27 protein-coding genes are annotated in these 26,723 nt (G+C 53.0%); 12 read left to right on the top strand and 15 right to left on the bottom strand.

Annotation, left to right across the window (positions count from 1 at the left end; genetic code table 11):
* The 10 genes from HF324_RS20820 (at nucleotide 1) to HF324_RS20865 (ending at nucleotide 10,644) form a co-directional block, all read left to right on the top strand.
* Nucleotides 1-537 carry a T6SS immunity protein Tdi1 domain-containing protein gene (locus HF324_RS20820; RefSeq protein ID WP_168804325.1) on the top strand — a complete coding sequence of 179 codons (537 nt, stop codon included), beginning with the start codon at nucleotides 1-3 and terminating at the stop codon, nucleotides 535-537.
* Nucleotides 538-541: 4 nt separating this feature from the next.
* On the top strand, nucleotides 542-1,855 hold the full coding sequence (locus tag HF324_RS20825; RefSeq protein WP_168804326.1) for an ATP-binding protein: 1,314 nt from the start codon (nucleotides 542-544) through the stop codon (nucleotides 1,853-1,855).
* Nucleotides 1,856-1,973: 118 nt separating this feature from the next.
* The gene (locus HF324_RS20830; RefSeq protein ID WP_168804327.1) at nucleotides 1,974-2,375 is read left to right on the top strand and encodes a helix-turn-helix domain-containing protein; all 402 of its coding nucleotides are present in this window, start codon (nucleotides 1,974-1,976) and stop codon (nucleotides 2,373-2,375) included.
* Nucleotides 2,376-2,459: 84 nt separating this feature from the next.
* Nucleotides 2,460-4,730, top strand: a complete 2,271-nt coding sequence (locus HF324_RS20835) for a heavy metal translocating P-type ATPase (RefSeq protein WP_168860724.1) — start codon at nucleotides 2,460-2,462, stop codon at nucleotides 4,728-4,730.
* A 35-nt stretch (nucleotides 4,731-4,765) separates the two neighbouring features.
* Entirely contained in the window at nucleotides 4,766-5,821 is a 1,056-nt protein-coding gene (locus HF324_RS20840) for a ferredoxin--NADP reductase (protein WP_168860725.1), read from the top strand.
* Between the two features lie 111 nt (nucleotides 5,822-5,932).
* Entirely contained in the window at nucleotides 5,933-6,145 is a 213-nt protein-coding gene (locus tag HF324_RS20845; RefSeq protein ID WP_168804330.1) for a heavy-metal-associated domain-containing protein, read from the top strand.
* A 12-nt stretch (nucleotides 6,146-6,157) separates the two neighbouring features.
* Nucleotides 6,158-6,610, top strand: a complete 453-nt coding sequence (locus HF324_RS20850) for a DUF3347 domain-containing protein (protein WP_168804331.1) — start codon at nucleotides 6,158-6,160, stop codon at nucleotides 6,608-6,610.
* Between the two features lie 86 nt (nucleotides 6,611-6,696).
* Nucleotides 6,697-8,838: a multicopper oxidase domain-containing protein gene (locus tag HF324_RS20855; protein WP_168860726.1), complete on the top strand. Its 2,142-nt coding sequence runs from the start codon at nucleotides 6,697-6,699 to the stop codon at nucleotides 8,836-8,838.
* Between the two features lie 67 nt (nucleotides 8,839-8,905).
* Entirely contained in the window at nucleotides 8,906-9,880 is a 975-nt protein-coding gene (locus HF324_RS20860; protein ID WP_168804333.1) for an NAD-dependent epimerase/dehydratase family protein, read from the top strand.
* Nucleotides 9,877-10,644 carry a DUF1295 domain-containing protein gene (locus HF324_RS20865; protein ID WP_168804334.1) on the top strand — a complete coding sequence of 256 codons (768 nt, stop codon included), beginning with the start codon at nucleotides 9,877-9,879 and terminating at the stop codon, nucleotides 10,642-10,644. The genes HF324_RS20860 and HF324_RS20865 overlap by 4 nt, the downstream gene beginning before the upstream one ends.
* 3 nt (nucleotides 10,645-10,647) lie before the next feature.
* Here the strand turns inward: HF324_RS20865 and HF324_RS20870 are convergent, their stop codons facing one another.
* Nucleotides 10,648-11,775 (bottom strand): lactonase family protein, encoded by a 1,128-nt coding sequence (locus tag HF324_RS20870; RefSeq protein ID WP_258539169.1) that lies wholly within the window; start codon nucleotides 11,773-11,775, stop codon nucleotides 10,648-10,650.
* 191 nt (nucleotides 11,776-11,966) lie between these two features.
* Between HF324_RS20870 and HF324_RS20875 the strand changes: the two genes are divergently transcribed.
* On the top strand, nucleotides 11,967-12,440 hold the full coding sequence (locus tag HF324_RS20875) for a macro domain-containing protein (RefSeq protein WP_168804335.1): 474 nt from the start codon (nucleotides 11,967-11,969) through the stop codon (nucleotides 12,438-12,440).
* Here the strand turns inward: HF324_RS20875 and HF324_RS20880 are convergent.
* The 9 genes from HF324_RS20880 to HF324_RS20920 form a co-directional block, all read right to left on the bottom strand.
* A complete protein-coding gene (locus HF324_RS20880; protein WP_168804336.1) occupies nucleotides 12,433-12,789 on the bottom strand; it encodes a VOC family protein in 357 nt (118 codons plus the stop codon). The genes HF324_RS20875 and HF324_RS20880 overlap by 8 nt on opposite strands.
* A 37-nt stretch (nucleotides 12,790-12,826) precedes the next feature.
* Entirely contained in the window at nucleotides 12,827-13,867 is a 1,041-nt protein-coding gene (locus HF324_RS20885; RefSeq protein WP_168804337.1) for an SMI1/KNR4 family protein, read from the bottom strand.
* Between the two features lie 22 nt (nucleotides 13,868-13,889).
* Nucleotides 13,890-15,035 (bottom strand): trans-sulfuration enzyme family protein, encoded by a 1,146-nt coding sequence (locus HF324_RS20890; protein WP_168860728.1) that lies wholly within the window; start codon nucleotides 15,033-15,035, stop codon nucleotides 13,890-13,892.
* A gap of 66 nt (nucleotides 15,036-15,101) precedes the next feature.
* Nucleotides 15,102-16,076: a hypothetical protein gene (locus tag HF324_RS20895; protein WP_168804339.1), complete on the bottom strand. Its 975-nt coding sequence runs from the start codon at nucleotides 16,074-16,076 to the stop codon at nucleotides 15,102-15,104.
* A 163-nt stretch (nucleotides 16,077-16,239) separates the two neighbouring features.
* The gene (locus HF324_RS20900; RefSeq protein WP_168804340.1) at nucleotides 16,240-16,995 is read right to left on the bottom strand and encodes a LytR/AlgR family response regulator transcription factor; all 756 of its coding nucleotides are present in this window, start codon (nucleotides 16,993-16,995) and stop codon (nucleotides 16,240-16,242) included.
* Complete coding sequence (locus HF324_RS20905) at nucleotides 16,992-18,068, bottom strand: sensor histidine kinase (RefSeq protein ID WP_168860729.1); 1,077 nt, start codon at nucleotides 18,066-18,068, stop codon at nucleotides 16,992-16,994. Before HF324_RS20905 ends, HF324_RS20900 begins: the two co-directional genes overlap by 4 nt.
* A 14-nt stretch (nucleotides 18,069-18,082) precedes the next feature.
* Nucleotides 18,083-19,069: an NAD-dependent epimerase/dehydratase family protein gene (locus HF324_RS20910; protein ID WP_168804342.1), complete on the bottom strand. Its 987-nt coding sequence runs from the start codon at nucleotides 19,067-19,069 to the stop codon at nucleotides 18,083-18,085.
* A gap of 8 nt (nucleotides 19,070-19,077) precedes the next feature.
* Complete coding sequence (locus tag HF324_RS20915; RefSeq protein WP_168804343.1) at nucleotides 19,078-19,875, bottom strand: SDR family NAD(P)-dependent oxidoreductase; 798 nt, start codon at nucleotides 19,873-19,875, stop codon at nucleotides 19,078-19,080.
* A 131-nt stretch (nucleotides 19,876-20,006) separates the two neighbouring features.
* Nucleotides 20,007-20,783: an SDR family oxidoreductase gene (locus tag HF324_RS20920; RefSeq protein ID WP_168804344.1), complete on the bottom strand. Its 777-nt coding sequence runs from the start codon at nucleotides 20,781-20,783 to the stop codon at nucleotides 20,007-20,009.
* A gap of 166 nt (nucleotides 20,784-20,949) precedes the next feature.
* Here HF324_RS20920 and HF324_RS20925 point away from each other — a divergent pair, with 166 nt between their 5' ends.
* Entirely contained in the window at nucleotides 20,950-21,387 is a 438-nt protein-coding gene (locus tag HF324_RS20925; RefSeq protein ID WP_168804345.1) for a winged helix-turn-helix transcriptional regulator, read from the top strand.
* Here HF324_RS20925 and HF324_RS20930 read toward each other — a convergent pair.
* The 5 genes from HF324_RS20930 to HF324_RS20950 all read right to left on the bottom strand — a co-directional run bounded on the left by HF324_RS20930 (nucleotide 21,384) and on the right by HF324_RS20950 (nucleotide 26,623).
* Nucleotides 21,384-22,628, bottom strand: a complete 1,245-nt coding sequence (locus tag HF324_RS20930; RefSeq protein ID WP_168804346.1) for a sensor histidine kinase — start codon at nucleotides 22,626-22,628, stop codon at nucleotides 21,384-21,386. The two genes, HF324_RS20925 and HF324_RS20930, sit on opposite strands and share 4 nt — an antisense overlap.
* Nucleotides 22,629-22,805: 177 nt before the next feature.
* Nucleotides 22,806-23,030, bottom strand: a complete 225-nt coding sequence (locus tag HF324_RS20935; protein WP_168804347.1) for a hypothetical protein — start codon at nucleotides 23,028-23,030, stop codon at nucleotides 22,806-22,808.
* A 138-nt stretch (nucleotides 23,031-23,168) separates the two neighbouring features.
* Complete coding sequence (locus tag HF324_RS20940) at nucleotides 23,169-24,869, bottom strand: GMC oxidoreductase (protein WP_168804348.1); 1,701 nt, start codon at nucleotides 24,867-24,869, stop codon at nucleotides 23,169-23,171.
* 77 nt (nucleotides 24,870-24,946) lie between these two features.
* On the bottom strand, nucleotides 24,947-25,462 hold the full coding sequence (locus HF324_RS20945) for a hypothetical protein (RefSeq protein ID WP_168860730.1): 516 nt from the start codon (nucleotides 25,460-25,462) through the stop codon (nucleotides 24,947-24,949).
* Between the two features lie 321 nt (nucleotides 25,463-25,783).
* Nucleotides 25,784-26,623 (bottom strand): helix-turn-helix domain-containing protein, encoded by an 840-nt coding sequence (locus HF324_RS20950; protein ID WP_168804350.1) that lies wholly within the window; start codon nucleotides 26,621-26,623, stop codon nucleotides 25,784-25,786.
* Nucleotides 26,624-26,723: the final 100 nt, after the last annotated feature.

Genomic DNA, 26,723 nt, shown 5'->3' on the forward strand with positions numbered 1-26,723 from the left:
ATGACTATCTTCGAGACTGTCCATCCGGTATGGAAAACGTATGATAACAAAATCCGCTTCCCGGCTGGTTCCCCTTTACCGGCAGACCTTCTGACCGCTCACAACGGCAGTGTTCAACAATCTTTTAGCAAAGGACTGCTGATGACCGTTCAACCGGAAGACTTTCAGCACGTATTGGCCTATTGGGACCTGCCGCCTGAAAGTTGTTACCCCTTTTTGAAATTCGCTTTTGGTCAGTTTATCTTCTTTCATGACGATTATTTTAAGGTGCTGGACCCTGTTTCAAATACAATAGAGCCCATCGGTGAAGCAGATGACTATAAGTACCTCATGGATGATTTCCTTTGTCAGGAAGACATGCTTAATGATATTTTTCTTAAAGATTTGTATATGGCCGTTACAGACACGCTTGGCGCGCCGGAACAGCATGAATGTTACGCTTTCGTACCTGCGCTGGGACTGGGTGGCAGCAAAAGCAAAGACAACATTGAGAGGCGCCCCCTTGATGTAGAGCTAAACATACTGTCTAAATTGTAAGCCCATGAACACCTCCTTTCACATCCCCCTGCAATATCTCCGTGAATACATTCTCGGCCGGCTATCGCTGCATTTCGGCAAAGCCAGCAGCGTGACCATCAGCGCCGACGCCTATGTGCACGACGGCTCCCCTTTCGCCCGGTGGATGGAAGAAGCCCAGCCGGATGCCAGCGAGTTCGTCGCCCTGCTGCTGGCGCTGGCGCCTCACCTGCAGCCGGGATTCTTCGAAGATGTGCTGCGGGAGTATCTTCCCGAAGGCGGCGATTTTATTCCCTTTGGCGGCATCAAATCACTGCACCACCGTGGCATGCTGCCCACCGGCGAGACCCTGCTGTTTGTGCTGGCCGGTAATGATCCGGACAAACGGGTAGACCTGCAAAACAGCCTGTTGCAGCAAAGCCGGTTTTTCCGCCAGGGTACGCTGAGCATTGAAACCGTGAGCGCCGGCGAACCGGTTATGTCCGGTCAACTGGTACTGGCGCCGGAAACGCTGGATTACTGGCTTACCGGCCGCGTGATCCACCCGCGCTTCTCCCCTGAATTTGCGGCGGAATATATCACGACCGACCTGTTGTGGAGCGACCTGGTGTTACAGGAAAACACGCTGCAGCAGATAAAGGAGATCGAACAGTGGGTAATGCATCACCGTACACTGCTGGACGACTGGCAGATGATCCGGAAAGTAAAAAGAGGCTACTGTGCTTTGTTCCACGGCCCTCCGGGCACCGGTAAAACCATGGCCGCCACGCTGCTGGGCAAATACACCCACCGCGATGTGTTCAGGATAGACCTGTCTAAAGTAGTGTCTAAATATATCGGTGAGACCGAAAAAAACCTGTCCCGCATTTTCGACCGGGCAGAAAGAAAAAACTGGATACTGTTCTTTGATGAAGCCGATGCGCTCTTTGGTAAAAGAACGGAGATCCGCGACGCGCACGATAAATACGCCAACCAGGAAGTCGGTTACCTGTTGCAACGCATCGAAGCCTACGACGGGCTCATTATCCTGGCATCCAATTTCAAGGGCAATATGGACGAAGCCTTCCTCCGCAGGATGCAGAGCGTGATCTATTTCCCGGTACCTGCAGCGCCGGAAAGGCATATCCTGTGGAACCGCGCGTTCCCCGACAAGGTCACATTGTCTCCCTCCATCTCCCTGGAACAAATATCGCAACACCACGAACTTACCGGCTCCAATATCAATAACATCGCTTTCCATTGCTGCTTAAAACTCATCAGCGATCAGCGGCAGGAGCTGACCGTCCCCGATCTGCAAAGCGCCATCCACCGTGAACTGATGAAAGAAGGTAAATCATGATTTAGCCCGGGCCTTAAACCCCGGGCCGGGAACGCAAATTTTATAAGTGTTTCCCGTAATTGTATAACGATTCCGCCCCTCAACTCCGCCAATTTTGTCATCATAAAAAACTGATGACATGCAACCGCTTACGTCCACATCCAACACTATCACCCTGGCCGTAAAACAGCTGGCAGAAAAAATCTACGGAGGCGATTTTGTATTCCCCGACCATTTCAGTCTGCCCACAACAATATCCCGGTCCCTCCAGCTGGACTACGCCACCGTCTGCCAGGCTTTCCTGGCAACCGAAAATATTACATTAGAAAAATATATAGAAAATCTGCGTACTGAAAAGACCAAGGAATGGCTGGTATACACAGACATCCCGCTGCAGCAGATAGCAGCCAAACTCGGATACCACAGCGCCCGCCAGCTGTCGGCCCATTTTAAGGCCGCTACGGGGCTGAATCCGGGTTATTTCAAGGGAATCCGGAAGTCAAGGCTCTCTATAAAGGCGATGCCCGGAAAACCATCTTAAAATTATATACAAATCATCCTTAATCATATAACAACGCCGCACCGCTCCGTCGGTACCTTTGCTAAAATTATAAAACAGACCGCTATGACCACCTTAACACTAAACGATACATCCAGGGCCAACAGCCATCAACATAAAAAAGGAATGATCAAAGAAACTTACCCGGTACTGGAAATGACCTGCGCCGCCTGCGCTGTCAGCGTAGAATCCATGCTGGGCTCCGTAGAAGGCGTAAACGCCGCCGGGGTGAACTTCGCCAACCAGAGCGCCTGGGTGGAATATAACCCGGCCGTAACCTCCCCGGAGAAATTACGCGACGCGGTAAGAAGCGTGGGTTATGATATCGTGATCGAGAAAGAAAACCAGGACGAGATCAAGGAAGCTGCCCAGCAGGCACACTATAAAGCGGTAAAACAACGTACCATCTGGGCTTCCGTGCTGTCGCTCCCCATCGTCATCATTGGTATGTTTTTCATGGACATGCCCTACGGCAACTGGATCATGATGGCGCTGTCCACCCCGGTAGTGTTCTTCCTCGGCCGCAGCTTCTTTATAAACGCATGGAAACAGGCCCGTCACGGTAAAGCCAATATGGACACGCTGGTAGCGCTCAGCACCGGTATCGCCTGGATATTCAGCGCCTTTAATACCATTTACCCTGACTTCTGGCATCAGCGCGGATTGCACGCACACGTATATTTTGAAGCAGCCGCCGTGGTGATCGCCTTCATCTCGCTGGGTAAACTGCTGGAAGAAAGAGCGAAGTCCAACACCTCTTCCGCTATCAAAAAACTGATCGGCCTTCAACCGAAGACCGTTCTGCTGGTGGACGCGGCCGGCAACACCCGCGAAGTACCTATCTCCACCGTAAAAGTGAGCGATATCCTTCTGGTAAAACCAGGAGAAAAAATCCCGGTAGACGGTACCGTTACCGCCGGCGACTCTTATGTAGACGAAAGCATGATCACCGGTGAACCCGTACCCGTACTGAAAAAAGAAGGAGAAGCCGTTTTTGCCGGTACCATCAACCAGAAAGGCAGCTTCCGCTTCAAAGCCGACAAGGTAGGCGCAGACACGCTGCTGGCACATATCATCAAAATGGTACAGGAAGCCCAGGGCAGTAAAGCGCCGGTACAGAAACTGGTCGACAAAATCGCCGGCATCTTTGTGCCCGTAGTGATCAGCATCGCTATCCTGACCTTCATCACCTGGATGGTATTCGGTGGCGACAACGCCTTCACCCACGCACTGCTCACTTCCGTGACCGTACTGGTGATCGCCTGCCCATGCGCCCTTGGCCTCGCTACCCCTACCGCCATCATGGTAGGCGTTGGTAAAGGCGCGGAAAACAACATCCTTATCAAAGATGCGGAAAGCCTGGAACTGGCGCACAAAGTAAACGCGATCATCCTCGATAAAACCGGTACCATCACAGAAGGCAAACCTGTTGTCACCGATCTTTTATATGTAGATGACCATCAAAAAGAAGCAGACCAGGCGGTGCTTTTCGCCCTCGAACAACAGTCCGAACACCCGCTGGCAGCGGCTATCGCACAGCATCTCCAGCAGGCCGGCACGAAGGCAGTCGCTCTCTCCGCATTCGAAAGCGTTACCGGTCAGGGTGTAAAAGGCAGCTACAACGGTGAAACGTATTTCGCGGGCAATAAAAAACTGCTGCAGGAAAACGGTGTAGCACTGGACAGCAAATCCGCCACCCTCGCACAAGGCCTGCAGGCAGCCGCCAAAACCGTGATCTACTTCGCCCGCGGCAAACAGATAGTGGCCGTGGTAGCCATCGCCGACCGTATCAAGGAAAGTTCCGCCGCCGCGATCGCAGCGTTGCAACGCCAGGGCATAGAAGTATACATGCTCACCGGCGACAACCAGCAGACTGCCGCCGCAGTAGCGCAACAGGTAGGCATCACCCAATACTTCGCCGAAGTAATGCCTTCCTTCAAAGCCACTTTCGTGCAACAGCTGCAGGAAAAAGGCAAAACGGTAGCGATGGTCGGCGATGGTATCAACGACTCCCAGGCCCTGGCACAAGCCGACGTGAGCATCGCCATGGGTAAAGGCTCCGACATCGCCATGGACGTAGCCAAAATGACGCTGATCACTTCCGATCTGAACAGCATCCCGAAAGCGCTGAAGCTGTCCGGCAAAACAGTGGCCACCATCAAACAGAACCTGTTCTGGGCCTTCATCTACAACGTGATCGGCATACCGGTGGCCGCCGGCATACTCTTCCCCGCCTATGGCTTCCTGCTCGACCCGATGATCGCAGGCGCAGCCATGGCACTCAGCTCTGTCAGCGTAGTATCCAACAGCCTGCGCCTTAAAACAGCAAAACTCTGATCTTTTACCTTTTTAAATTTTTTCACCACACAACAATGCCTTTATCATATACCTGGTACACGCAACAGGTGATCCGGGAAACAACAGACACCGTCACCATTATTTTCGATACACGGGGAGAAACCTTTCAATATCTGGCCGGCCAGTTCATCAATCTCACACTGAGGATTGATGGACAGCCGGTCACCCGTTCCTACTCCCTCAGCTCCGCTCCCGGTACAGACGCCGCACCGGCGATCACCATCAAAAAAGTCGCCGGCGGCCTGATGAGCGGGCACATTGTTGAAAACGCGGAACGCATCCACAGCTGGGACATCGACGGCCCCTATGGCGCCTTTACCCTGGACGACGACACCAGCAGCTACCATAATATCGTATTGCTGGCCGGCGGCAGCGGCATCACCCCGCTCTTCTCCATCGCCCGCACCCTGTCGCACCAGCAGCCGGACGCGCGTATCACGCTGCTCTATGCCAGCCGCAGCATCCCGGAGACTATCTTCAAAAATGCCCTGGACGAATGGGAAGCCCGGCACAACAATATCCGCATACAATATGTTTTATCCAAACACACCGCCGCCGCGGACGATCCGGCCAATATCATGTCCGGAAGGCTCAACAGGATCATCATCAAAAAGCTGGTCAAACAAGCGATCAGCGACGCCACGGCCCCCGCACACTTTTTTCTCTGCGGCCCCGCGGAACTGATGAAGCTGCACCAGGAATCGCTGGCATCGCTGGGAGTACCGGAAACGCATATACGCCTGGAATCATTTGCACCGGAAACCAGCGCTCCGACGATTGAATTGCCCGACAACACACAGGAAGTACTGCTGCATTATTTTGAGCAAAGCAACCTGCTGGAAGTTCAGCCCGGGCAAACAATACTCGCCGCAGCGCTGGAAGAAAGGATCCCGCTTCCCCATTCCTGCCAGTCGGGCACCTGCGGCCGCTGCGCCGCCCTACTTACCCAGGGCGCCGTGCATATGCAACAGAACTTCGCCCTCCGGAAAGAAGACGTGGACGCGGGCTATGTGCTGCTCTGCCAGGCGTTTCCGCTCAACAATGACGTGACGGTCACCATCGACGGCTAACACCTCATAATTATATAAAACGATTACTCAATTGTATAACAGTGCAGCGCCACCTCCGATGTAATTTTACATCATCAACAAAAACATTCACCACATTAAAAGTTAAATAAAATGGAAACAGTACAGTTCAAAACCAATATTAAATGTTCAGGTTGCCTCGAAAAAGTAACACCGGGATTAAATGAAACCGCCGGCGCCGACAACTGGGAAGTAGACCTGCAATCACCCGACAAAGTGCTCACCGTTTCCGCTGACAATGTAGATGCAGCCGCTATCCGCAAAGCAGTTGAAACAGCCGGTTACAAAGCCGAAAACATCGCCTAAAAAATTACAGCTATGAAAAAGTTTATTTTTGCCGCATCTATGCTCACCGCCCTCTTTCAGTTCCGCGGTGAAGCCCAGGACAAAGGACAATCTCCTCTCCTGACCAATTACTACAGCATCAAGGATGCACTGGTAAGTGGCAATGCTGACAATGCAGCCAGCGCCGCCGCCTCTTTTGTGCAGGCAGCCAAAGCATCCGATGCAGCTGTAAAAGACAAACTGATCGCTGACGCATCCGGTATCACCGGCACCAAAGACCTGGCCCGCCAGCGGGAAGCTTTTAAAACCCTGTCTGACGATCTGTATCAGCTGGCCAAAACATCCAAACTGTCTGACCAGCCCATCTACCAGGACTACTGCCCGATGAAAAAGGCCTCCTGGCTCAGCAGCAGCACCGCCATCAAAAATCCGTACTACGGCAGCCAGATGCTGACCTGCGGTAAAATAAACGATACCATCAAATAACAACTGCGACAAGGGAGCGGGCCCTCTTCCCGCTCCCTTGTCGCCTTACAGCCCTCCTCCTGCACTTCCGTCGACAAATATCTTTTATGAAACAGCTTCTCTCACTGCTTCTGCTGCTCTTTACCAGTTACACTGTCTTTGCACAAAAAACCATCCGTTACGATCTTTATGTGGGCGATACTATGGTCCACTATTCCGGCAAAATGAAGCACGCACTGGCTATCAACGGCACCATTCCCGGTCCGGTCCTCCACTTCACCGAAGGAGATACCGCCGAAATATATGTTCACAACACCCTGAACGAAGAAACTTCCATCCACTGGCATGGCCTGATACTGCCCAACCAGGAAGACGGCGTGCCCTACCTGACCACACAACCTATTAAAGCCGGCCAGACCCATAAGTTCCGCTTTCCCGTAGTGCAACACGGCACCTATTGGTACCACAGCCATACCATGTTCCAGGAACAAAGCGGCATGTATGGCTCCATCGTTTTCCATGAAAGAAACGCCGCCCCGCAAAAGGAAGAAGTGGTGCTGCTCAGCGACTGGACCGACATCCATCCGCACCAGGTGAACCGTATGCTGCACAATGCGAGCGACTGGTTCGCCATCAAAAAAGGATCTACCCAGAGTTATGCCGAAGCCGTCAAAAAAGGCTATTTCGGCACGAAAGTCACCAACGAATGGAAACGGATGAACGCTATGGACGTGAGTGACGTATACTACGAGCGTTTCCTTACCAACGGCCAGCCACAGGCTGCCGCTCCCGCTTACAAGGCGGGCGACAAAGTACGGCTGCGGGTCATCAACGGCAGCTCTTCCACCTATTTCTGGCTTAACTATGGCGGCGGCAAGCTCACTGTGGTGGCCAACGACGGCGCCGATGTGGAACCCCTGGAAGTAGACCGCCTGCTGGTAGGCGTATCCGAAACATACGATGTGATCGTGACCATCCCTGACAACAAAAGCTACGAATTCCTCGCCACCGCGGAAGACCGTACCAACAGCACGTCGCTGTGGTTAGGTGACGGTGATAAAGTAGCAGCCCGCCATCTCCCCAAGCTCAAATACTTCGAAGGGATGAAAATGATGAACGACATGATGCGCATGGATGGCAACCTCGATACCAGCGGCGGCATGATGATGACCAACCAGACCATGGACATGAACACCGTCATGTACCCGGAGATCACCGAACCTGACTCCTCCGCCGGCGATATCGTGACGCTCAACTACGGCATGCTCAAAGCGCCCGCAAAAACCACCCTGCCGGCAGGGCCTGTAAGGGAGTTTAAGTTTGAGCTGACCGGCAACATGAACCGCTATGTATGGACCATCAACAACAAAACCGTTTCTGAAACAGACAAGATACTGATCAGGAAAGGAGAGAACGTACGCATAGTCCTGTACAACAACACCATGATGCGCCATCCCATGCACCTGCATGGCCATTTCTTCCGGGTACTCAACGGCCAGGGAGAATACGCTCCGCTGAAAACCGTGCTGGACATCATGCCTATGGAGGTGGACACCATTGAGTTTGCCGCCAGCGAAAGCGGCGACTGGTTCTTTCACTGTCACATCCTGTACCATATGATGAGCGGGATGGGCCGTGTGTTCAGCTATGAAGATTCCCCTCCCAACCCGCAGGTGCCCGACCCCGTAAAAGCTTACCGGATGCTGAAACGCGACGACCGTATGCTGTATCTTATGGGCCAGGTAGGCCTGGAAAGCAACGGCAGCGACGGCGAGATTATGCTTTCCAACACCCGTTACCGCCTCTCCGCCGAATGGCGTATAGGCCTCAACGATAAGAATGGTTACGAAAACGAGACGCACTTCGGCCGTTATTTCGGTAAAAACCAGTGGCTGCTGGGTTATGTAGGCTGGGACGTCCGTTACCGTAAAATGGGCGACGATCACGAAAAGAACCTGTTTGGCCAGCGCAGCACAAAAGACTTCCGGCAGGTGCTGCACCTCGGCGTACAATACACGCTGCCGATGCTCATCCTGGCCGACGCCTCCATCGATACCGACGGCAGGCTGCGTATACAGCTGATGCGCGACGACGTGCCCGTCACGAGAAGATTACGGTTCAACTTTATGGTCAACACTGACAAAGAGTATATGGCCGGTTTCCGGTACATCTTCACCCGCAACTTTGCCCTTTCCACTCACTACGACAGCGACATGGGCTTCGGTGCCGGGATAACGTTATCCTACTAGTCACGGCTCCCCGGGGCTCCCGCCCCGGGCACCAATAACACATCGAATAAAATATTATATTCGATGCATGAAAATCGCAATCACCGGCGCAACGGGTTATATCGGCTCTGTCCTCACACCCTTGCTGCTGGCCCAGGGACACCAGTTAAGCATTCACGCCCGGAAAACCCAGCCCTCCGTCAACGGTGTTACCTACGTATATGGCTCCCTGTTAGATCCTGATTTTGCCGCCACCTTTGTAGCAGATATGGATGTGGTCATTCATATGGCGGCAGTTATCTCGGTGAGCGATACCCCCGATATGGAGGCCTTTCACTTCAATACCACCGCCACCCGGCTGTTGGCCGAAGCTGCGCAGCAGGCCAGCGTCCGTCGGTTTTTGTACATCAGCTCCATCACCGCATACGAGCAGGCCCCTTATGATATGCCGATGGACGAGACCCGTCCGTACACACAGGCGATGCGTTACAGTTATGATCATTCCAAGGCCGTGTCCCAGGAGATAGCCTTGGCCTGTAACGGGCCGCAGCTGGAGGTGATCGCACTGGCGCCTACGGCCGTTATCGGCCCGTTTGACCGGCGCCCATCTCTGATCGGCGATGCCGTAGTGCGTATTTACCGGGGGAAGATACCCGCGATATTTCCGGGCGGTGTGGACTTCGTCGATGTCAGGCAGGTGGCCGAGGCTGTTTCCCGGGCGTTGACAGCCGGTACGCCCGGACAAGCCTATATCCTCAGCGGTGAATGGATGACGCTGAAAACATTAGCCGCGCATATTGCACAGATCAAAGGAAAACGTATATTCCTTCCCGTATTGCCCCTGTGGCTGGTAATGGGGCTGTTGCCGCTGGTACGTGCCTTTGCGCGGCTCACCGGCGGCGCGCCGTTCTACACCAGGCAATCCGTATACAACCTTATCCGCAGCAACAAAAAGATAGACAGCAGCAAAGCGAAGAAGGAACTGGGCTTTCATCCGGGCCGTCTCGCCGACACTTTACAGGACACCATCGTATGGTTTAAAGAAAATAAGATGCTCCCATGAATGCATACCCTTCTCTTCAGCAGTACTACCTTTTTATCGGCGGCTGGTCTGCCATCGGCATCATTGCAGCGCTTTACCTGCTGCGGCGTGAGGCCCCCTACGGACGCTTTACCTCCGAGAAATGGGGCCCGATGATCAGTAATAAACTGGGATGGATATTAATGGAGACCACCGTGCTGGTATCATTCTTTATATGGCAGCCGCCAACAGCGGTAAAATGGACCTCACCCGCCGGTGTGATGACCGGTATGTTCCTGCTGCATTACCTGCACCGCAGTTTCGTATATCCGTTTATGATACGTACCAGGGGTAAGAAGATGCCGCTGGTCATTATGTTGTCGGCGGTCTTATTTAACATGGTCAATGGCTCGTTGCTGGGCTCCTGGTTTGCGCATTATGCCACGTATCCGGACAACTGGTTTACCAGCCTCCCCTTCATAGCAGGCACCTGCTGCTTTTTTGCCGGTATGGCGATCAACTGGTCGGCGGATTATCACCTGATAGGTCTGCGCGGCAAACATGATACCGGTTACAAGCTACCGCAGGGCGGGCTGTTTGAATACGTCACCTCCCCCAACCTCATGGGCGAGATCCTTGAATGGGGCGGCTATGCGCTGTTGACATGGAGTGCGCCGGCGCTGGCTTTCTTTATCTGGACCTGCGCCAACCTGGTGCCAAGGGCGGCCGCCAACCAGCGATGGTACCGGCAACGGTTCCGGGACTACCCTGCACAACGGCGGATACTGATCCCTTTCCTCTGGTAATATTCAGTAAGCTTTGATCTGTAAGCAGGAAGGCGCCGGCATGGTCAGCTCCGTACCTGTTCTCTTCAACAATCCTGTTTGTACGTTGCGTTCAAACACCACTATGTTATTGCTCATTTGATTGGCCACCAGCAGGTATCTGCCGGTAGGATCGATCACGAAGTTACGCGGATGATTACCTCCGGCAGACTGATGTGCGATTTTTCTGAGCAGCCCCGATACCGGATCGATCGCGTAGGTGACGATGATATTTTCATCCATACGGGTGGAAACGTACAGGAAACGGCCATCCGGCGAGGTATGAATGTCAGCGCCTCCATAGTTATCGCCTTTTCTGCGTGTATAGTGCGCCGTTATCCGCTGCAGGCTGTCGAGCCTGCCGTTGCCATACCGGTAAACGCTGACCATGCCCGACAATTCTTCTATGCAATAAGCCAGGGGCAGGCGGGGATGAAAGGTAAAGTGCCGCGGGCCGCTGCCGGGTACCGTCGCGGTAAAGGGCGGCGTGGCCGGCTGCAATGGCTGCGCGTTGTCAGCATCAAAAGAGAAACAACGGATTTTGTCCGCTCCGAGGTCCGGCAGCAACAGAAAACGGTGCGTTGGGTCCAGCACCGCCGAATGGACATGCGAACTACGTTGCCGGTCTGTGAGGCTGCTGTCCCTGAATACCAGCACCTGTGCGGCCTTGCCGATGTAGCCGTCTTTTACGGGTAGCACCGCGGCGCAACCGCCGGTGTAATTTGCTACTGCCAGCCAGCGCCGGCTGTTATGCTCGGTGATATATACCGGGTTTTCGCCGCCGGCAGGCTGGCTGCTGCGCCATACGGCCTCCCCTGTCTCCGGGTTGAAGCTGTAGCTGGTGACGCTGCCGGCCCCCGGCGTCTGCGCCTCCGTACAGGCGTACAGGTAATGGCCGTCTGCCGAAGGCACCAGGTAAGCCGGGTTCAACACCTGGCTAACGGCGCTGGCTGCCTGTACTGTGCCGTCACCGGGATTAAACCGGTAGATATAGATGCCCGCCTTGCTTTTATCCTGGTTATAGGAACCGACAAACAAATAATAACGCTGCGCAAATAACAGCTGGCTGACACCCAGGGGCAGCAGGCTCAATAACAGGAATTTCTTTCTCAAGGGATGTATCCGTTTTAACGTGAAAGGATAGCGCGTGACCGTCTGCAAAACTATCAAAGCATCTCCGGAAATCATAATTACATCTCCCCCAAAAAATTGATAAAACGCCAACCCGCCAACAGACCGGCATGAATATTTGGTAAAACCAACTCGTTAACGTATTTTTGACGCAAAGTAAAATTTAAAGACAGATGAGGGAGATAAGGTACATCCGGGGAGACGCCACGCAACCCATTGGCGACGGTAAGAAAATAATCGTCCATATCTGTAATGATATCGGGCGTTGGGGAAAAGGATTCGTGCTGGCGTTGTCCGCCCGTTGGCCGCAGCCGGAAAAGGAATATCGTGACTGGTATGCCTCCGGGGAAAATTTTGCGTTGGGGAATGCGCAGCTCGTAGCAGTGGCGCCGCAACTGTGGGTGGCAAATGTGATCGGCCAGCATAAAATCACCAACGGGAAAGGCGGCCTCCCTCCCGTCCGGTATGAAGCCATACAGGAAGGATTACGGCAGGTAGCAACGTTTGCCTCGGCCCGCAACGCCTCCGTACACATGCCCCGCATAGGCTGCGGGCTCGCCGGCGGCACCTGGGATAAGATAGCGCCTATCATTCAGCAGGAGCTGACAACTACAGGCATCGATGTGACCGTGTATGACTTCAATTAGGGATTTCCGTTAGTTCTATTTTTCGGCCGTCAGGGTCCTGGACTATCGCGCGGTAACCCCACTCGCTTTTTTCCGGCATGCTAACAACGGGCATATGCTGTTGTTGCAGACGTGCAATCAGTTCATCGAGATGCGTCACCCCGAAACCTAAACGCGTAGTATTATCTGCAACAAGGGCATTTGCAGGCAAAGGATAAATTTCAATCACAGGCAACCCGTTTTTACTGGCATAGTGAAAAGGACCTTTGCCGTGCTGATGGTATTCAAACTCGATCCCCAGCAGCGTGTAGAACGCGGCGAGTGTTTCCGGTTGACGGGTTTTGATGACGAGGAGTTGCAGATGCGTCATGATGCGACTAAACTGTTTTTAAAGAAAAATATGCCTATTACCCCTTTACCAATTCCTGTATAAGCTCCGTAAAACTCTCCGCATACACCTCAAAATCCCAGTCCCCCTGCCCGTGCAATGCCATCAGCACCGGGGCATCGCCGTCTTTAATGGCCGACAAATCCAGGCAATAGGGATCGGCGCCGTCATCGCCAATGACCAGTAGATGAGAGGGCCAGTCGGCCAGCGGCTCGCCGCTGATACCGTTGTAAGCATAGCCTCCCTGCCGCTCCGCCAGTTCATGTGCGCCATACAGGGAAAGCCCTTCGGTAAAATGCGGTCCGGTCAAAGTCACTTTCAGCGGGGAATAATATTGCAGAAAGATAAGATAGACCTCCGGCAGCGTCCAACGCTCACGGATGTACGCCATATCTTTTTCATCGGCCACGGTCAGCCAGTCGGAAGGGTTCGCATGATCTCTATTTTTCCGCCGTTTTTTCTCCAGCTGCTTATCCAGTCTGGCCATCAGTTTCTCAAAATCATTACCGGGATGCAGTAACGACGGGTGCACCTGTGGCGGTGCGTATCCCGCTCCGTCGGGGTATCCCTGCTCCTGCCAGGCTTGCAGTTCTGTGAGCCGCAGCTGTTCCGGCTTCCAGTAGCCCGGGTCACCAGGCAGCTCTCTGTCGAAAGGCTGACGGCTGTACATCGCCAGGCTCTTGATCGCCTTGGCGCGTTGTTCCGTTGACCGGTCTCCGTTCAGCGCCAGCACCAGCAGGATGGGATAAGCGTCACGGCCGGCTGTTGCCAGCAGCCCGTCTACAGCCCAATAGGCAAGCGGCGGTTGTGTTACCGCCCATTCGAAAAAGGGACGCCATACACTTTCACCGGGAGCTACCAGGCGGACAATATCAGCCATCAGGTATCCCCGCCAGTGCAACAGCTGTCCTTCACGGGCATAACGTACCAGCGATGCTATAACGGCCTGCCGGTCCTTACCGGCATAACTGCGGATAAGTTTATCTTTCAGGGTGGCGAATTTGCTGCCATCCTTCTCTGCAAACAAAGTATCGGTCAGGTTAACTACAGTATTACTCATGGGCTGCAAGGTACAACATATCTCAGATGCCTGCGCGGCGTATCGCCTGTTCAATGTCTGCTTTCAGGTCTGCCGCATCTTCAATGCCGGCAGAGAGCCGTAGCAGATTATCAGCGATACCCAGCTCCTGGCGGGCGGCAGCCGACAATGCCCTATGGGAGGTAGTGGACGGCTGACAGATCAGGCTTTCCACGCCACCTAGGCTCAGCGCAGGCTTTATCAGTTCAAGATGGCCCAGGAAAGCCTGCAGTTGGTCCGACGTAGCATTCAGTTCAAAGGATAACATCCCGCCGAAGGCGGACATCTGTTCACAGGCCAGCTGGTAATCGCAGTGGGAAGGCAACCCGGGGTAGAACACCTGTCCTACTTCCGGGCATACCGACAGGTACTCCGCGAGTGCAAGTCCGTTGGCATTATGCTGCTGTACCCGCAAGGCCAGGGTTTTAAGGCTTCTCTCCGCCAGATAACACTCCTGCGGCGCCAGTGACCCGCCATACATTTTGGCGGTATCCATGATCCTGCTGCGATGTTCTTCATCCGCAGCCACCAGTACGCCAAAAGGCAGGTCGTTATGGCCTCCCAGGTACTTGGTGCCGCTGTGTATAACGATGTCGATACCAAGCAGCAAAGGCTGCTGGTTGATCGGCGTGGCAAACGTATTGTCAACGATGGTAACAATCCCTCTGCTGGCAGCCAGCGAGGCCACAGCTTTCAGGGGAACGATGTTGAGCAGCGGGTTGGCCGGCGTTTCGAGGTAGATCACTTTAGTATCTTTTTCGAGCTGCGCTTCAAATTCAGCGAGCGTATTACCGGCATAACTGCAACGGATACCCCGTTTAGGCAGTTCCTGCTCCGCCAGCTTCCAGGTGCCACCGTAGAGATCGCGCGAAAAGAGCACATGGTCCCCCTGTTGCGCGAACGAAAGGATAGCCGTGCTGATGGCGGCCATCCCGGAGCTATGTGCGATGCCCCAGCTGCCTTTTTCAAGGTTGGCGACGATCTGCCCCACCCGCTGCTGGTTATACGTAGAATAAAAACCAGGATACCGCAGCGCATCTGTATCTCCATAAGCGTAGGCTACCGCGGGCATCACGGCGGCGGTCACCGCCCCGTCAGGGGCGCCGGACGGCTCCAGCGGATGCACGCATAATGTACCAGTGCTTTTCATGACTACTGCTTTTGATTCTTCCTAAAATTACCCAAAAGGGCAAAGGAAAGCAAGCAGCAGGGGTATTTACTTTTGCTGCAACACCTTTAACTGTTGCTCCAGCGCCTGTTGTTTGTTCCTGAGTACGCTCATTTCCGCTTCCAGCTTTTTACGCTGCTGGTTTTCTTCCATCAGGTACAACGTCAGCTCCTCCACTTTCTTCAACAGTGCCTTGTTCATCTCGCCCACGTCCTGCCCTTCTTTTTCTACTATAGCCGCTGCCGGTATTTCCGGAAGATGACCATACACCCGGATATACTCACCCACTTCCTGCAGGGATGGCAGGCGGTAACCGCTGTGGAACACATAATCAGGCCAGCCTGTGGCCGTCACTTTTACCCGTTGCGCGGTAATGGTGCCGGCCACTGCCAGCTTCGATTGCGGCACCCGGGTACCGATACCCACATTACCGTTGGTAGTGGCTGTCAGCGCCACATTAGCCGTCGTTGTGTCTCTCGGATTACCTACAAAAAGATTCCATTCGTTGGTCATGGGCATTAATCCCACAGCCGATGTGTTGGTGCCCCTGACATCCAGGGCCGTCCAGCTGTCGTTGAAGTTGATGGCGCGGACTTTCACATTCACGCTTACAGGGTTGGTCTGCGATCCATAGGTATTGATGGCCCTGATCCGGAAACGCACGTTACCGGACTGGCCATTCACGTCCACCGTAAAGCTTTCGTCCATCGCCGCCAGAAAACCGCTCTTGTTGATACGTCCTGCTTCTCTCCACTTATCGGGGTTGGCATGGGTGACGCCTACCAGGAAAGTGGCCGCCGCCGCAATACCACTACGGGTATACGCAATAGAGATTTCGTAATAGCCGGAAGCACCTACGGCGGAAGGACTGGCTTTCAGAAATTCCACATAGTCGCCTACGGCATAGCCGGCGGGAAACGTAACGGCTGCTGCATATTGATCAACAGTTTCGGCACGTACACAGGAAAAAGCCAGGAAAAAGGTTAACACGGTTAACTTACAATAAAGGGATAATTTTTTCATATGTCGGGTTAAATAGACTATCGCAAACATAAGAAAAAAGCCGGGAATTTTTATTTCCCGGCTGGTAATGGAAGATTCGAAGCGTACGGACAAGCATCAGTACAGGAAGGCTTCGGAGATGGCCCGGTACAGCAGGACATCTCTTGATCACTGCTTGACGGCGTTAGCTTTTGCCTTCAAGCCAGCTCTTGAATTCCGCCACCCTCTCACGGCTAATAATAACATCAGTATCAACATAAGGCGCTAATTGAAGAATTAATCTGCTGTTGTAATAGGTCGTTATTTTCTTAATGGCATCGATATGGATAATAAACTGCCGGTTGATCCGGAAAAATACGTTGCGGTCCAGCATCTTTTCTATCTGGTCCAGCGAATAGTCCAGCGGAAACCGTTGGTTCGTGACAGTAGTCGCCACGGTCATCCCTTTGGAAAAGTGCAGGTAAGCGATGTCCTGCGCTTTCACGTATACCAGCTGATTGTTGATCTTGCCGATAAAACGGGTGCTGTTGCGCTTCATAAACTCTTCGGCCAGCTTCTCGATGCTGATAGCGGTAGCAGCGGAAGGCCGGAAATGTTCATATTTCTGCAAGGCCCGGTTCAGCTCTCCGGTATCTATCGGCTTCATCAGATAGTCGATACTGTTCACCTTAAAAGCCTGTAAAGCAAAACCATCGTAGGCCGTAGTAAAAATAATCGGCGTGTTCACTTTCACCTGGCTGAACATTTCGAAGCAGTTGCCGTCGGACAACTGGATGTCCATCATCATCAGGTCTGCAGCAATACCCTGCTCCAGCCATTTGATGCCTTCCGCGACCGACTCTATCACTGCCACAACTTCTATCCGCGGATCGTACTGGCGTAACAGTTGCATCAGGCGTTCGGCATTATGCATCTCGTCTTCAAATATGACTATCTTCATGTGACAGTTATAATGGGAATTTTTACAATAAACATGTCGTCCGCCTGTAATACTTCGATTCCCTGCTCACTGATCAGCGCATAGCGCTTCTGTATATTTTCCAGTCCTATGCCGGACGATATCTCTGTGCTGGCTTTCCGGCGGATATGATTGGACACCACCAGGCAGCTGTCTTCACTGTTGACGGTGATCACCAGCGGATCGGCAGAAGAAAAGCGGTTATGTTTGATCGCGTTTTCGATCAGCAGCTGCAGCGATACCGGCGGTATCATCCCTTTGCTGCGTATTTTTTCATCAATATCTATCCGGAACTGTATGCTCTGCTGATGCCGGATACGCATCAGGAAGAGATAGGACTCCAGGAAATCCAGCTCCGTCTGTATGGTGACCAGGTTCTCGAATTTTTTATCGAGGATATAACGGTAGGTCTTCGCCAGCTGGGTAATATAGTCTGCCGACAGGTCCGGGCTTTTATACACCAGGTTGGTCAGCACGCTCAGTGAATTAAAAAAGAAATGCGGGTCTATCTGGTTGCGCAGCGCATCATACCGTGCCTGTATATTCTCCCGCTTCAGCCTTTCCGCCTGCACCTGGTACTCTTTCCACGCGGTATAATAGTAGATGATACCGTTGAACGTCAGTATCAGCAGGTAAAACATAAAGATCCCGAAGTTGAGATCGTAACTCAACCGCTTAAAGCTCTCCCACGCCTCGTACCGGTGGAACAGTGCGATATCGGTGACCGCATACAGAAAACCGAAACACACCGCCGCCAGCATACCATACAGCACCAGCGCACAGCACAGCACCGTCAGCCGGCGGGAAGCGCTGCCGCCGCCTATCCTTTTCTCCAGCACCCGCGCCAGCCATACCGCCCCTTCCCATACCACAAGCCCGAAGACCACGTATACCACACTGAAAGTCCACCCCCTGACATCCATCACCCGCAGATCATTCACAAACGTATGATCGAACGACTTAAAGATGATGCTGAAAGTGAATAGTACCAGTATCCTGGAAAGATACAGGAACAGTTTGCTGGAGAATAAAGGTTCGTTTTCCTGGAAATTCATAGTATGCCTTAGTCCTAAAAATAGTTATTTTCCCGGAACCAGTTAAATGCGCCGCTGACCGCATCTTCAATCGGCGTATACCTTACCTGCAGCTCCCGCTCTGATTTTTTCCCTGAGTAATAATTATCGATGCACAACAGGTAAGCGGAGGTGTAATTCAGCTTGCTGCGAAACCGTGTAAAACGCTGCAGCAGAGAGCCTGTCATCCCCGCTATTTTCAGTACCGCTTTCGGGATGCGCACCATCAGTTTCTTCTCTCCCGCCACCTGGTTTACCAGGGTAAAAAATTCCCGGTAACTGAGGTTATGACCCGCCAGCAGGTAACAGTCGCCCGTTTTACCATAGGCGATGGCATTGATGATCCCGCGGCACACGTCGTGGATATGCACGAAGTTTTTTCCTCCCGGCGGATAGAACAACACTTTTTTACCGAGGCCGTACAACAGCAGTTTGCCCGAGCTGGGCTTCACATCACAGGGGCCCAGCATAAAAGTGGGGTTGACCACCACACCCGGCAGACGCGCTGCTGCCACCTGTTCCAGCACATATTGCTGCGCGAGGTATTTGGTGTTGATATACCCTGAGTTGGCGTTGAACAGGGTAAAGCCATTCAACTCACTGCCCGGATGCTGCCTGCTGCCGGGCCCGATGGTATTGGCCGTGCTCACATAGATAAAACGTTCCACCTGGTGCCGGATGCAGGCCTGCACAATATGGCGGGTGCCGGTATAGTTGACCCGTTCGTATTCCTCAAAGGGAATGTCCCACTGGTCTGTAATGCAGGCGGCATGCACTACAATGCTGCAACCGGCTACTGCGGCCATCACATCGTCGGGATTGTCGATATGCCCGTAGAATACTTCGCAGGGAATATCGGCAATACCTTTCAGATCGGCCGTAGGCCTTATCATCGCTTTGATGTCATATCCCTGCCGGTACAGTTCCCGGGTAAGATTGGAGCCCAGGAAGCCATTGGCGCCTGTCACTAGTACTGTCTTCATGTATTTGATCAGATGGTAAATTGTATCTCCTTTTTGACTTCCCGCGACACCAGCTTCAGTTTAAAAGACAGGGGCAGCAACTGCATCAGGGTATGATTGATGCGGTTCATCAGTCCGGGGATGATCACCCGGCATTTGCTGAAAGTGCCTTTCAGCGCGATGGCCGCTATCTCCGATGTGTTCAGCAGTCCCATTTTGCCTTTGAAGCCCTGCCCGATGATGCGGCGGGAAGTATGCGAGTTGGTCATGATAGGTCCGGGATACACCACGCTCACAAACAGCCCGGTGCCTGCCAGCTCTTCCCGCAGCCCGAGGAAAAAGGAAGAGATGAACGCTTTGGAGGCAGGGTACACCGTTTTATAGGCGATGGGCGTAAAAGCCGCCATACTTGCGATATTCATGATATAACTCTCCTTATGCTGCAACAGGTGCGGGATCAGCATCCGGGTAACGATCACCGTACTGCGGATATTGAGCTGGATAATGCTGTCTATCCGTTCCAGCGAGGTGTCTGTAATGGCTGATGTACCGCCGATCCCGGCATTATTGATCAGGAAATTGACCTGGTATTGCGACATCACCTCTTCCAGCGTCTGTTGCAGCAAAGCGGTATTCGTCATGTCGAATTCAAAGAACCGGACGTCCACTCCATATTCCAGCTCGAGGCTTTCCGCGAGGGAAAACATATTGCTGCCCGGCAACGCCATCAGGATAAGATTTCGGCCGCCGGCGGCGCATTGCCGGGCGAATTCCTTTCCCAATCCTGAACTGGCCCCCGTAATCAACGTGTACTTTGTAGGTTGCATATGATTGTTGGCTTTAAGTAATCAAAACAGCTTCCGTTTTCTTTATGCTTATTCCCGGACACAAAAATGCAGTAGCGGGGAGCTACTGCAAACGAATTTCCCTCGAGTTGAGGAAAAAAGACCCTGAGCTGTCAGGCCAGCTTTTCAGCCGGCGTTAACTGTTGCCCGATACCGCCATCTACCAGCAGCTCTTCGCCGGTGGTGAAAGTAGCGTCAAAAGCGAGGAACAGTACGGCTTTGGCCACTTCATCGGGGGAACCATGGCGGCCCATGGGGGTGAGTATGTCGCCGGTCTTGCGGAAGGCCTCCCTTTCCGCTTCCGTTGCATCTGTCACGCCCATGGTGGGGGTGTCTATAAAGCCGGGGCTGACAGCATTCACCCGAATGCCCAGGGGCAGCAGTTCCGCTGCAAAGTTTTTGGCAAAAGCCCGCAGGGCCGCTTTGGTGCCGGCATACACGCTCATACCGGCGTAACCGGAATTGTCGGCCACGGAGGTGGTGAAAACGATAGATCCGCCGCGTTTGATCAGCGGCACCAGCTGCTGTACCGTGAAATAGCTGCCGCGGGTGTTGATGGCAAACGCCTGGTCATAGGTTTCGGGGGTGACGGTCTCCAGTAATGTGAGCGAAGAGATGCCCACATTTATATACAGCAGGTCGATATTGCCCAGTTGCTCCCGGGCAATGGCGCCCAGCGCTTTGATGTCCGCTATGCTGGCGGCATCGGAGACAACGGCGTGGGCGCGGGCGCCGAGCGTCCGGCGCGCCTGCTCCACATTAGCGGGATTACGCCCTGTCAATAATACCTCAGCGCCTTCTTCGAGTAACATCTTTACGGTGGCCAGTCCGATGCCGTGTGTTCCTCCGGTGACCACCGCTTTTTTTCCTTCGTATTTTCCCTGTTTCATATTGATGATTTTTTTGAATGTTGTTCGTTTTTTTTGACAACACAAAGGGACGGAGATAAAGGGAGAGTAGCAATAACGGTGATAATGTTCGGATACGGATAATTTTTTCCGTATTCCCCGTTTAGGGAAATAGGGATAAATTTGTCCGTGTATAAAACTGACGACGATGTACGAAAAGAAGATTCCTAAAGACTTCAGCTGCGGCATGGCCATTCTGATGGAAATTATCGGCGGAAAATGGAAGTCCTATCTGATTTACCTGATCGCCAACAATACCCGGAGGCCGGCGGAGCTGCAACGCGCTATTCCTTCCGCCAGCCGCCGGGTACTGGACCTGCAGCTGCGGGAACTGGAATTTCATGGTATCATCAAAAGGGTGATTTATCCGGAGATGCCGCCCAAAGTGGAGTATTTCCTGACGCCTTTCGGCGAATCGATGTTACCGGTGGTGGCTTCTATGGAGACATGGGGCGCAGCATACATGGAAACCTTCCGCCAGCTGATGGAAGCTAAACAGAAGACCATGCGTGCAGATGGTGAAAGTATGAAAACAGAAGATAAACCGGTGATCCGGGGCCGCCGCACGCTGGCCAGGGCTGTTTAGGAAGCGGGGGCGTCTTTCCCCTCCGCAGTGATGCCGACGGGCAGGTACACGGTAAAACGGGTGCCTTTGTCTACGGTGCTTTCCACGGTGATGGTCCCCCCGTTCTGCTGGGCGAACTCTTTACAGAGAATAAGTCCGAGGCCGGTCCCCCGCTCCCCGTTGGTCCCGTAACCGGGGCTCTGGTTGTAGGAAAACAGGTGCAACACCTGCGTTGGCGGCATACCGGTGCCATGGTCGGTAATACTGATGGCTACCTGTGCGCCTGCCGCCTGTGCCTTTAGCTCGATCAGACCGCCGGCATAGCTGAATTTGAGGGCGTTGCTTAAAAAATTACGCAGGATCACGGACACCTGGTCCTTATCGGCATACAACATCAGGTCCCCGGGAATGCTGGTATCCACCCTGATGCCTTTCTGCTGGATGGTCATCTCAAAAAAATACAATACTTCCGTCGTCAGCGGGCCCAGATAAAAATTAACTGCCTGCGCCTGAATGCCCTTCATGCTGCGGGAACTCCAGCGCAGCACATTGTCCAGCGACCCTCCCAGCTGCGATATCTTTTTATGCAGCATAGCAGCAGCCTCTTCCATCTCCTCTTCGGGATACTCTCCTTTCTGGAACATGTCCAGCAGGATTTCCAGTGTAGCCAGCGGGCTGCGGATGTCGTGCGCCACAATGGAGAAAAGTTTTTCCTTGTCTTTGTTCATGGTGGCCAGCGCTTCCCGTTGTTTTTCTATCTCCCGCTGGTAATCGGACTGGATATGTTTGAAAAAACTCAGCGCGATAATGATAAAAAGAAGGGAAGTGGCCACGTTGACCCACACCCTGCTTTGGGGCACAGGGTTTGCGGCACGCCAGTGTTGCGGCATAAACACGATCAGCAGGAAAGCGGTGACGATGAGTATGCCCAGCCCGGCGTTGAGCCATTTATTGTCATACACCAGCAAACAGCTGATCAGGATATTGAGCAGGAAGTATTCCGCGCCGTTGTGGAAGAAAAGGCCGGTAAAAGTATATATCAGCACACTACAGAGGATAGCCACCATCCGGGCGCTCAGGTAGCGTTGTTTCCAGTGCAGCCATAGTACAAATACGTTGATGCAGCTGGTCAGCAGGTTAAAGACGGATAACAGGTAGCGGCCCTGGTAACAGTTCAGGGCGGAAAAAAACAACATAAAAGGAATGCAGGGAATGGCCAGCAGGTTTAGTAACCGGGTACGCCTGGACTCAATAAAGGGCATCAGCGGATTTACGCCAACATTGACGATGGAATTCCACGCTCGCAGTGTAAGTTGGTATAGATAACCTGATGGTCCCTTATGCATAGGACTGCAAATATACCGCGAAAATCGGCTTATCAAGCACACCCTGCCCTCTTGTCCCGGTACTAAGGCCCCGGGACGTGTCGTCAAATGCCATCATGGTGTTTCTTTTCCGGTTGGCCACAGGGCGATGTCCAGGAGGACCGCAGCCGTGAGCAACAACATGAAAAGAATGATCCTGAAGGCCAGTATCACGCCATGGACCTCATTTTCCCGGTATTGACGGTAGGTCTCCACCACTTTCCCGCCATATTTCACGATCAGCACCGCTTCAATGACGAGAAAAACCAATATTACTGTCCATTCAGAATAAGGATGCATAGGCGTTTTAGTTAACGTTGACAGCCAGGCGCCGGCTGGCTTTAAAATATGGCACAAAAAAAAGAAGGAGGTGCCTCATCGGCCGATGAGGCACCTCTATGCGCTGTGTGCGCTTTAAAGTTAATGAAAATAAATTCGTTACAGCGATTGCCGTTTCAGTTCTTCCACGGCATGGTTGGCCGCCCTTGCCGTGAGCGCCATGTAGGTGAGGCTCGGGTTCTGGCAGGCGGAGGAAGTCATACAAGCCCCGTCGGTCACGAATACGTTTTTTACGGCATGTACCTGGTTCCATTCGTTGAGTACCGATGTTTTGGGATCCCTGCCCATCCTGGCAGTGCCCATCTCATGGATGGCCATACCGGGATAGGATTCGCGATCGAAAGCCTGCACGTTTTTCAGTCCTGCCGCTTCCAGCATGGCGGCGGCTTCCGCGGCCATGTCCTTACGCATCATCCTTTCATTTTCTTTGAATTCGCAGTTCATTTTCAGTACCGGCTGGCCCCAGGCGTCTTTTACGCTGGTGTCCAGGCTGACCATATTCTCCTTGTAGGGCAGGCATTCGCCGAAGCCCATCAGTCCCATCTGCCATGGCCCAGGTTCGGAGATATAGTCTTTAAACGCGCCGCCAACGCCCAGTTCGGCGATACCCCTCGCCCATCCGCTACGGTTGCTGTGGCCGGTGTAACCGAAGCCGCGCAGGTAGCCCCGTTTATCCTTGCCTACATTGGCAAAGCGCGGGATATAAAAGCCGGCAGGCCGCTGGCCGTGGTAGTATTTATCTGCAAATTCTTCGGAGATACCGCTGGCGCCGGCGTGGAAATGGTGGTCCATCAGGTAGTGCCCCAGGACGCCGCTGTCGTTGCCGAGTCCCTGCGGGAAGCGGGCCGACGTGGAATTGAGCAGCACAAAAGTGCTGGCCAGCGCAGAAGCGTTGAGGAAGATGATCCGTGCGTGATATTCGGTCATCTCTTTGGTATGTTTATCGATAACGCGGACGCCGGTGGCCTTTCCTTTGCTTTCGTCGTAGATGATACTGTTGACCAGCGAGTCTGTCAGCAGGGTAAGATTGCCGGTTTTCACCGCCGCCGGCAGCGTAGACGCCTGCGTGCTGAAATAAGCGCCAAAAGGGCACCCCCGGGAACAGCGGTCCCGATACTGGCATTTGTTGCGGTCGCCGATGGCCTGTGTGAGATTGGCCGTACGGAAGATGGTCATGCGGCGTTCGGGGAAAGCGGCTTCCAGTTTCCCTTTCACATGTTTCTCAAAACAGTTCATCTCCATCGGCGGCTGAAACACGCCGTCCGGGAGGTGCGGCAGCCCTTCGGCCTGCCCGCTGATACCGGCAAAGGCTTCCACATGGGAGTACCAGGGCGCCAGGTCTTTATAACGTATCGGCCAGTCGATGCCGATGCCTTCTTTGACATTGGCTTCGAAGTCCAGGTCGCTGAGGCGCAGCGAACCGCGGCCCCACATGATAGAGCGGCCACCTACAATGTCGGCACGCTGCCAGTCGAACCGTTTTTCTTCGGTATACGGGCTGTCCCCGTCTTTCATCCAGTAGCTGTGGTTGAATGCTGTGTATACTTTTTCGCGGATAAGGAACTGGTGTCCTTTTTTCTGTTCGTTGGTCAGTACGCCGCGGTGCGGCACTTCCCAGGGCGCGGCGGTAGCCGTTTCGTAATCTTTTACATGTTCCAGCTGACGGCCCCTTTCTATCATCAGCACCTTCAGCCCTTTTTCACAGAGTTCTTTGGCTGCCCAGCCACCGGTGATGCCGGAGCCTACTACTATTGCATCGTACGTATTGGCCGCTTCGGCCTTCAGATTCAGATTGATCATTCCACGGAATTTACTGGCAGGCCGAAAAATAGCAAAATATTCATACAAACCTAACAGAAATAGGACGACCGGAAAGATCACTGATCTTTTTTCAATTGTACTACCACGCCATATTTTTTTCCTTTGACGCCGTACTGTTGCTCTAAAGTGGCTTTATCGAGGATGGCAAGGCTAACGAACGAGTGAATGTTGACCGCAGCGAGATCGCTTTCCGCGGTAGCTGTCTGCAGTTTCCCGTTCACGATGTATGCCACCGGTCCATCTTCTTCCGGTGAGGGTACCAGCTTACGATAAACGGCGTCCTGGCTGAAGACCAGCCAATAACGGTTACGAACAAACGTTTTCGTTTCAATGAAAATAGTCTTGATATCCTGCCCACTGTGCAAGTCCTTGCTCTTCAACACATACACATACGCGACATTGTTGGGGTTGAATTCTGCCAGGTCTGCTGCTGTCACCTGAACGCTGTCTACAAAATAAACAGGAGACCGGTCGTCATGGGCTGTTTTACGTGTGGCAGACTGGCCGGGTGTTTGGGCGAAAGCAAGGGCACTACAGACTATTGATAACAAGAGGAATATAAATGGTTTCATATATCGGGATTAAGCGGTTCACTAAAGGTAAATAAAAGAACCGCACCAATCGGAGGACAGTGCGGCTTTTTTCACATCAAACCAATTACTACTATATGGCAAGGCCGGGAATCCGGTACCTGTCAAAAAGAATGGGGTACAACAAACAATGGCATACTGATTAAGACGACGTAGATTAGAATGGCGGAAGAAGATGCTATCTGAGAACTCCTGTCATTCATACGGTTAGGTAAAGGACAGACAAGAGGATCCCCCTCTTCCGGCCTCAAAATTATCGTGATTACCGGTAGATGAATAGTACAAATGCGACATCTTTTTACTTTATCGCGTCATCATCCGGTGAAGGCGCACGGTGTTGATGAGTTCCGTTTCATTGATAAAAGAAGGGGTAATGCCTGCAAATTCCTTAAAGTCACGGATGAAATGCATCTGATCGTAGTAGCCGCTCATATGCGCGATACGCGTCCAGGTAGCTTCAGGATGCAACTCTTTCAGGTGGTAGGCTTTACAAAAGCGGATCAGCCGGGCATACCGCTTAGGGGACATACCGGTGCGCTCCACTACTTTCCGTTCAAACTGCCGCACGCTCACACAGGCATCAGCAGCCAGCGTTTCAATGGTGGCATTACCTGCCTTCGTGACCAGCTCATTCATGACCAGGTCTACCGGCAGGATAGGTTTCAGGCGGGACAGTTTTTTAAGCAGGTAGGTCTGTACGATCCGGAGCATCAGGTCCCAGTCGTGCGTATTCTCCTGCAGCTGCTCATTGACTTCCTTTATTTCATTGCCCAGCAGCATGCTGGTATCAAAATCCTGTTCATGCATTTCCGTCATCGGGATATTGAGCAGGCGAAACAGTCCCCCCGGCTTAAAAGCCACGCCCAGCGCGAGGTGATGCTGTCCCAGGTCCAACGTGACAGCGCGCTCCAAAGGTCCGACCGTCAGCGATACGGACTTGGTCTGGAAATCATTGCTGTACACCCTCAGCACCTTGATAGGATCTTTTATGTAGAACATGATATACCGCTGATAGGTAGGCACAAAACGGTACATATTGGAAAGCCCCGGCGACCGGGCAAAGTCGGCCTCATAGATAGTAATACTGCTGACAACGTCCTGCAGCGCGGGGTGCGGCGTATAGGCTTTCATACGTGGTTTCATCTTCCTCGTTTTTATAGGTTATGGCGACCGGCACACCAACCAATGCGGCCGCTCAACAAATGTAAACATTCCAACCCACAATCGCGGGGCTTCAGAAAAC

Origin of the sequence: Chitinophaga oryzae, from assembly GCF_012516375.2 — a bacterium.
Taxonomy (GTDB): Bacteria; Bacteroidota; Bacteroidia; order Chitinophagales; family Chitinophagaceae; genus Chitinophaga; species Chitinophaga oryzae.